Source organism: Acinetobacter sp. ABJ-A23_2, assembly GCF_044538765.1.
Lineage (GTDB): Bacteria > Pseudomonadota > Gammaproteobacteria > Pseudomonadales > Moraxellaceae > Acinetobacter > Acinetobacter nosocomialis_A.
Genome location: NZ_JBIUCP010000004.1, coordinates 119731 through 126886 on the forward strand (window position 1 = coordinate 119731; position 7156 = coordinate 126886).

5 protein-coding genes are annotated in these 7156 nt (G+C 38.4%); 1 reads left to right on the forward strand and 4 read right to left on the reverse strand.

Going from position 1 to position 7156, the window contains the following annotated elements:
* Window positions 1–46: 46 nt before the first annotated feature.
* Window positions 47–1450, forward strand: a complete 1404-nt coding sequence (gene gdhA / locus ACH63V_RS02860) for an NADP-specific glutamate dehydrogenase (protein ID WP_396462667.1) — start codon at window positions 47–49, stop codon at window positions 1448–1450.
* Window positions 1451–1503: 53 nt separating this feature from the next.
* Here the strand turns inward: gdhA and ACH63V_RS02865 are convergent, their stop codons facing one another.
* The 4 genes from ACH63V_RS02865 to lon all read right to left on the reverse strand — a co-directional run bounded on the left by ACH63V_RS02865 (window position 1504) and on the right by lon (window position 6886).
* The gene (locus ACH63V_RS02865; RefSeq protein WP_284084467.1) at window positions 1504–2613 is read right to left on the reverse strand and encodes an META and DUF4377 domain-containing protein; all 1110 of its coding nucleotides are present in this window, start codon (window positions 2611–2613) and stop codon (window positions 1504–1506) included.
* Window positions 2614–2784: 171 nt separating this feature from the next.
* Window positions 2785–3561 (reverse strand): dioxygenase, encoded by a 777-nt coding sequence (locus ACH63V_RS02870; RefSeq protein WP_263613187.1) that lies wholly within the window; start codon window positions 3559–3561, stop codon window positions 2785–2787.
* A 112-nt stretch (window positions 3562–3673) separates the two neighbouring features.
* A complete protein-coding gene (rlmH, locus tag ACH63V_RS02875; protein WP_396462668.1) occupies window positions 3674–4153 on the reverse strand; it encodes a 23S rRNA (pseudouridine(1915)-N(3))-methyltransferase RlmH in 480 nt (159 codons plus the stop codon).
* A gap of 303 nt (window positions 4154–4456) precedes the next feature.
* A complete protein-coding gene (gene lon, locus ACH63V_RS02880; protein ID WP_348888773.1) occupies window positions 4457–6886 on the reverse strand; it encodes an endopeptidase La in 2430 nt (809 codons plus the stop codon).
* Between the last annotated feature and the right edge of the window lie 270 nt (window positions 6887–7156).

Below are 7156 nucleotides of genomic sequence, written 5' to 3' on the forward strand. Positions count from 1 at the left end.
ACTATTGTTAAAATTGATGGAAAGGGATTTAATATTTTGCTGCTAAATGATGCATTTTAAAATGTATTGCACCAATTTAATTCATTACTATGCTGAGGACCGTGCATTGAAATATAACAATCTGAATGAATTCCTGAATTACGTGCAAGCGCGTGATCCGCATCAACCTGAGTTTTTACAAGCTGTCGAAGAAGTCATGACAAGCTTGTGGCCATTTATTGAAAAAAATCCGGAATATGCAGAGCAGGGATTGCTAGAACGTTTGGTTGAACCTGAGCGTGTGATTCAATTTCGTGTTTCATGGATGGACGATCAAGGCCAGACTCAAGTTAACCGCGCTTTCCGCGTTCAATACAATTCAGCAATTGGTCCATTTAAAGGTGGAATGCGTTTTCATCCATCGGTCAACTTATCTATTTTAAAATTTTTAGGGTTTGAGCAAACTTTTAAAAACTCTCTGACGACTTTGCCAATGGGTGGAGGAAAAGGTGGTTCAGATTTTAACCCTAAAGGTAAATCTGATGCTGAAATTATGCGATTCTGTCAGGCACTCATGATCGAGCTTTACCGTCATTTAGGTCCAAATACCGACATCCCAGCTGGAGATATTGGTGTGGGTGCGCGTGAAGTGGGTTATATGGCTGGCATGATGAAAAAACTCAGTAATGACACGGCATGCGTATTTACTGGTAAAGGAATTTCATTTGGCGGTAGCTTAATGCGTCCGGAAGCTACAGGCTATGGTACGGTTTATTTTGCAGAAGAAATGCTAAAAACACGTGGGCTATCTTTTGCTGGTAAAACTGTTTCGGTATCTGGTTCTGGTAACGTTGCCCAATATGCTGCTGAAAAGGCAATGTTCTTAGGTGCGAAAGTGGTTACTTTATCGGACTCTAATGGCACAGTTTATTTAAAAAATGGCTTTACAGATGAATTGCTGGCAGAAGTCATGGAGCTGAAAAACGTTAAACGTGGCCGTATTTCGGAATTTGCTTCTAAGCATGGTTTTGAATATTTCGAAGGTAAAACACCTTGGCATATTCCTGTAGATATTGCTTTACCATGTGCAACACAAAATGAACTAACTGGTGAAGATGCTAAAAAACTGATCGTCAATGGTGTCATTTGTGTAGCTGAAGGCGCTAACATGCCATCTACACTTGAAGCTGTTGAACATTTTATTGAAGCTAAGATTTTATATGCACCAGGTAAAGCATCTAATGCGGGTGGGGTAGCAACTTCTGGTTTAGAAATGTCTCAAAATGCAATACGTTTGGGCTGGACACATGCTGAGGTCGATGAACGTTTACATGCAATCATGAAAGACATCCATGCCAATTGTGTTAGATACGGTACTAAAGAAGACGGTACTGTGAACTATGTAGATGGTGCCAATATTGCGGGCTTTGTAAAAGTTGCTGATGCGATGCTTGCACAAGGTATTTATTAATTGTAGAAATAAAAAATCCGATGCAAAAGCATCGGATTTTTTTAGTCTAAAAATTATTTTTTAGGCTTTTTAACCATTTCTTGCTCTACAACCATATCTAACACATCTGCTTGGCTAGATTGATCTGCTGCTGGGTTTTTCACTTCAAAGCGTTTTACACGTAAGATTACGCGTTGGTTTGGATTGTGTTCAAAACCTTCGATTTGACCATAATATAATGACCAGTTTTTGTCGGCATAAGTTTTTACGCCTTTGTCATCATATTTAACTTCACGAACTTGCAAGCAAGTTTGTGGCGCAACACCCGTACAAGATTTAGTTTCTGGTGCTACTTCAAGGAAAACAGTTTTACCTTCAGACTGGTATTTTGCTTCAGGTGTCATTTTACCTGTGAAAGTATATTTCTGACCTTGAGCATCAACGATAGTTAATGTTGGTTGATCAGCATTTGTTGTATTAAGTTCGAATGGAATCGCACGTTTTTGGAACAGGCTGCTAGAGAATTGTTCCTGTTTCATTAACGCAGGTTCACACGCCATCATAGTTGACATTACATCAGCAGTTACGATGGTATTGTTTTCAACTTTCCAAGTAGTACCTTGGCGATTACAACCTGTTGCAATAGATAAACGGTCGTTTGTGAAGTTAAGAACGATCGGCTTTTTAGTATTTTCAGGTTGGTATGACCATGAGTAATCAGTTAAAGCTTGAGTATTAGTTGCTTTTACGCCTTGGAAAATATGCTTTTGACCCGCTTTATCTGTCACGCTTAAAATTACCTGACCATTGCTATTACTAATTTCGATTGGCAATTTTGCTTCACTAAAGATGCTATTAGACAATTGTTCTTGTTTCATTAAATCGTCTTGGCAAGCCATCATTGTTGATGCAAGAGGAGAGGTTACAAGTTGGTTGCCTTCAACTTTCCAAGTACCACCTTGACCATTACAACCTGTGTTAATTGCTAATTTACCATCTGCATTAAAGTTAAGAACAAGTGGCTTAGATGCTTTTACATTTTGATAAGTCCAAGCATATTCACTTAAAGTTGCTGCAAGATTTTGTTGTTGCTCAGATACAATTGGAGCTTGAGTGTTTGAAACTGTTTGACACGCCATCAAAGAAAAAGGTAACAACGCAAGAATTAAATATTTAATTTTCATTTAAAAAACTTCAAGTAAAAAAACAACAGCACTAAGCTTAAAACATTCTTAAAAAAAGAAAATGTAAACATATGATTGTTTCGGTTTTCAAAATGTATAAGTTTGTAAATTATTCGAATTTTTCATAAAAATAATGGTATACCCCGCGAAAAACGGGGTATTTCCTAAAAATTAATCAAAACGATATATATCCATACCCAATGAGCCCATTGTGAAGCTACTGTGAACAATCGTAAAACGATGACCAGTTCCCATAGCAAAAAACAAAGGTGCAAAATGTTCAAGAGTTGGATGATTACGTTTTATATAAGGCAGTGATTGCCATTCCAACACGCCATCGTAATCTTGATGTGAAAGCTTATTAACGACAGTATTTCTAAAAGTTGAAGCCCATTCAGGAACTTTTGAATTGTCACCTTGCCAAGACAACTCAGCAAGATTATGGGTAATACTTCCAGAACCAATCAATAAAATTTGCTTTTCACGTAAAGGCGCAAGCGTTTGTCCAATCCGATAAATTTCTTGTGCGCTTAAGGTCATCGGTAAAGAAATTTCAACAACGGGAATGTCCGCATCTGGATACATGTGTAAAAGAGGCATCCATACACCGTGGTCGCGAGGACGAGTACTATTGGCATGTGCAACAAAATGAGCATCTGCCAATAACTTCAATATTTCTTCGGCAAGTTCTGGTTGACCAGGTGCGCTATAGCGAATCTCGTACAACTCTGGTGGGAAACCACGAAAGTCATGCCATGTTTCCGGACGAGTCGAACTACTTACTTCAAGTGCTTTACTTTCCCAATGAGCAGACATCACGATGATTGCCTTTGGAGTAGGTAGATTTATACCAAGACGGTGTAAAGCAGGACCCACTTGTTCTGGATCAAGTGCAAGCATGGGTGAACCATGTGAAATAAACAGTCCGGGAAGGGTTTGTAGTTCCATTTCATTACACCTGAGTTGAAAAGCAGAATAATAGTCATTATGCCAAAATCAGGACATGTTAAAAGTATCCTGATTTCAACGGATTGTTCTTAAAATGAAACGTTTGTTCTTTTTATGCACGGTGATAAGGATGATTATGATTAATGCTCATCGCTCGGTAAAGCTGCTCGATTAATAAAACACGTACTAAAGGATGGGGCATAGTAAGTTTTGAGAGTGACCAATGCCAAGCAGCCGCTTTACGTACTTGATCTGACAAACCATCTGGGCCACCAATAGCCAATGCAACATCATTACCTTCAAGCATCCATTGTTTCATGGTATCAGCCAGTTTTTCTGTACTGAGCTCACGTCCACCTACTTCTAAAGCAATGAGTGTCTCGTTCGGCTTTAAAGCATTTAAAATACTTTCACCTTCAAGTTGACAGTATTTTAAAATATCTGCTTCCGAGTCATTTTTTCCCCGTTTTGCCATTGGAAGTTCAATCATTTGAGTCTGGACAAAAGGTTGAATGCGTTTGAAATAATCTTCAAAACCAGTAAGTACCCAAGCAGGCATTTTTTGACCAATGGTCAGAATACGAATTTTCATGTGGTCTATTCAGTCAAAACAGCTGACATATTATACCTGAGGAGACAATAACTGCGGGGCAGTAAGTGGGCATAAAAAACGCAGTCCAAAAAATGGTGTTGGACTGCGATCAAATGATCATCTGTCTGGAGTTCAGATGATCATAGAGAATAAAAACAAGGCTATCTGTGACATAAGATAGACAAGAGCAAATAATAAAATTAATTACTCTCACTTCTTATTATGAGGGAGGTTGGATATTTTTCAATCAAATTATGTAACAAAAAAAAGAGAGCCAAAGCTCTCTTTTTTCTATTTTATAAATTAGTGACGCGCTGCTTTTGAGCCTTCTACCGGTTTTACAATCGGTGTTTTAGGTAAAGGCTTTGGCATTGCCGTTAATGCTAAAGGTAAGATTTCATCAATGCTTTTCACAGCTTTAATTTCTAATCCTTCTTTCACATTGTCAGGAATCTCTGCCAAATCACGAACGTTATCTTGAGGAATAAAGACCAGCTTAATTCCACCACGATGTGCAGCTAGAAGTTTCTCTTTCAAGCCACCGATACGCATCGCACGACCACCAAGACTTGTTTCACCTGTCATTGCGATATCTGGACGAATCGCAATACCAGTAAATGCTGATACAAGTGCAGTTGTTAATGCTAAACCAGCAGATGGACCATCTTTTGGAGTTGCACCTTCAGGTAAGTGAACGTGTACATCAGTTTCTTCAAAACGAGATGCTTCAATACCAAGTTCGTCAGCACGTGTACGTACTACAGTCATTGCTGCGGTAATCGATTCTTTCATTACGTCACCGAGTGAACCGGTTGTAATAAATTTACCTTTACCTTTAACAGCTGCAACTTCAATAGTAAGTAACTCACCACCAACAGAAGTCCATGCCAAGCCATTTACACGGCCTACTTGTGCTTCATCTTCAGCCATACCAAAGTCAAATTTGTGTGGACCTAGGTATTCAGGAAGATTGGCAGAGGTAACGTCAAGCTGTAAGTTTTTAGACTTTTTACTTACCGCTTCTTTTACCACTTTACGCGCAATTTTAGAAACTTCACGTTCTAAACTACGAACACCCGCTTCACGTGTATAGCGTTGAACAATGTCACGAATCGCTTCTTCATGAATTGTTAACTCTTTTGCACGTAATCCGTTGTTCTTAATTGCTTTAGGAACAAGGTAGCGCTCAGCAATGTTTACTTTTTCATCTTCGGTATAACCCGGTAGACGAATGACTTCCATACGGTCCAGTAATGCTTCTGGAATATTCATACTGTTTGCGGTACAGATGAACATGACTTCAGAAAGGTCAAGATCAAGATCTAAATAGTGATCGTTGAACTTACTATTTTGTGATGGATCAAGTACTTCAAGCAATGCAGAAGCTGGGTCACCACGGTAGTCTTGCGCCATCTTGTCAATTTCGTCGAGTAAGAACAATGGGTTCTTCACGCCAACTTTTGTTAAAGACTGCACAATTTTACCTGGCATCGCACCAATATAAGTACGACGGTGTCCACGAATTTCTGCTTCATCACGTACGCCACCAAGCGCCATGCGAACAAATTCACGACCTGTTGCTTTAGCTACTGATTCACCGAGTGAAGTTTTACCAACCCCTGGAGGACCTACTAAACAGAGGATAGGTCCTTTGAGTTTTTTCACACGAGATTGAACAGCTAAATATTCAACAATACGGTCTTTAACATCATCAAGACCATAGTGGTCAGCATCAAGAATTTCTTGTGCTTTTGCTAAGTTAATACTGACTTTGCTCGCTTTGTTCCATGGCGTATCTAAAATCACTTCTAGATAGTTACGTACAACGGCAGCTTCACTAGATGCTGGTTGCATTGCTTTAAGTTTACGGAACTCAGCTTCAGCTTTTTTGCGTACGTGTTCAGGTAAATCAGCTTCAGCAAGACGTTTCTCAATTTCAGCAACGTCATCTTCAGCACCGCCATTCATATCAGAAAGTTCACGTTGAATGACTTTCATTTTTTCATTTAGAAAGTATTCACGTTGGTTCTTTTCCATTTGGCGTTTTACGCTGTCATGTAAAGTTTGCTCAATTTGCTGTTCAGCAGATTGATTCATCAAGTAGTTCATTAACTCTTGCAAATGTGCTTCAAACTCATCGTGCTCTAAAAACTTCTGTTTAATTTCAATATTTAGAGGTACACGAGTTGCTACGAAGAACATAAGTTGCAATAAGTCTTCGATTTTATTGGCAGCAGCAACTAGTTCACGTGCATTACGTAATTTTGCTTCTGCATATTGAGCAAATAAGTTACGTAACTCTTGTAAACGAGTTTCTTGAGTTGCCTTATCTACATTAATAGTCATTGGACTTAAATCGTGTTCAGCAGTCAAATAACTATCTTCATCGATAATTTTTGTGAGCTTAGAACGATGTAAGCCTTCAATAAGTACTTTAATGCAGTTTTCATCATTTTCATGATTAACTACTTGTACAATCTTAGCGACTGTACCGTACTGGTATAAATTGTCGTGATCAATTTCTTCTGTAAGCGAATCTTTTTGCGCAACTACAAATACTAAATTGTCACTGTTACGAGCCACATCAACTGCATTGATCGATTTTTCACGACCCACGAATAGCGCAATTTGCATGTGTGGATAAACCACCACATCACGTAAGGCTAATAGTGGTAATACACTTGGAACCTGAGGCTCTAAGTCAGTTTTTTCATTCATAATAAGTTCAGACATGGGCACTCCTAATGAGTGACAACGAGGTTGCCATGTTTTTTATAGTGATGTGTATTTTAAAAATTACAAGGGCATGACAATAGAAAATGTTGAAAAAAGGACTAATTTAGTCAACTTTTTTTTTAAAATGTTATGAATCAATAGATTAATTCTTAAGAAGAATAAAATTTTGTAGTGAAGCTAAGCATTTTTACTTAATAATTAGTCTCTGCCGTACAAGTAAGGAGGTCAGTTTTCGAAACACATGCTTTATTTAGTTTTATTTTATAA

Bases quoted from the DNA above. Each gene is read 5' to 3' on its own strand.
- gdhA (WP_396462667.1), top strand. From the start codon at position 47: ATGATGCATTTTAAAATGTATTGCACCAATTTAATTCATTACTATGCT.
- ACH63V_RS02865 (WP_284084467.1), bottom strand. From the start codon at position 2,613: ATGAAAATTAAATATTTAATTCTTGCGTTGTTACCTTTTTCTTTGATG.
- ACH63V_RS02870 (WP_263613187.1), bottom strand. From the start codon at position 3,561: ATGGAACTACAAACCCTTCCCGGACTGTTTATTTCACATGGTTCACCC.
- rlmH (WP_396462668.1), bottom strand. From the start codon at position 4,153: ATGAAAATTCGTATTCTGACCATTGGTCAAAAAATGCCTGCTTGGGTA.
- lon (WP_348888773.1), bottom strand. From the start codon at position 6,886: ATGTCTGAACTTATTATGAATGAAAAAACTGACTTAGAGCCTCAGGTT.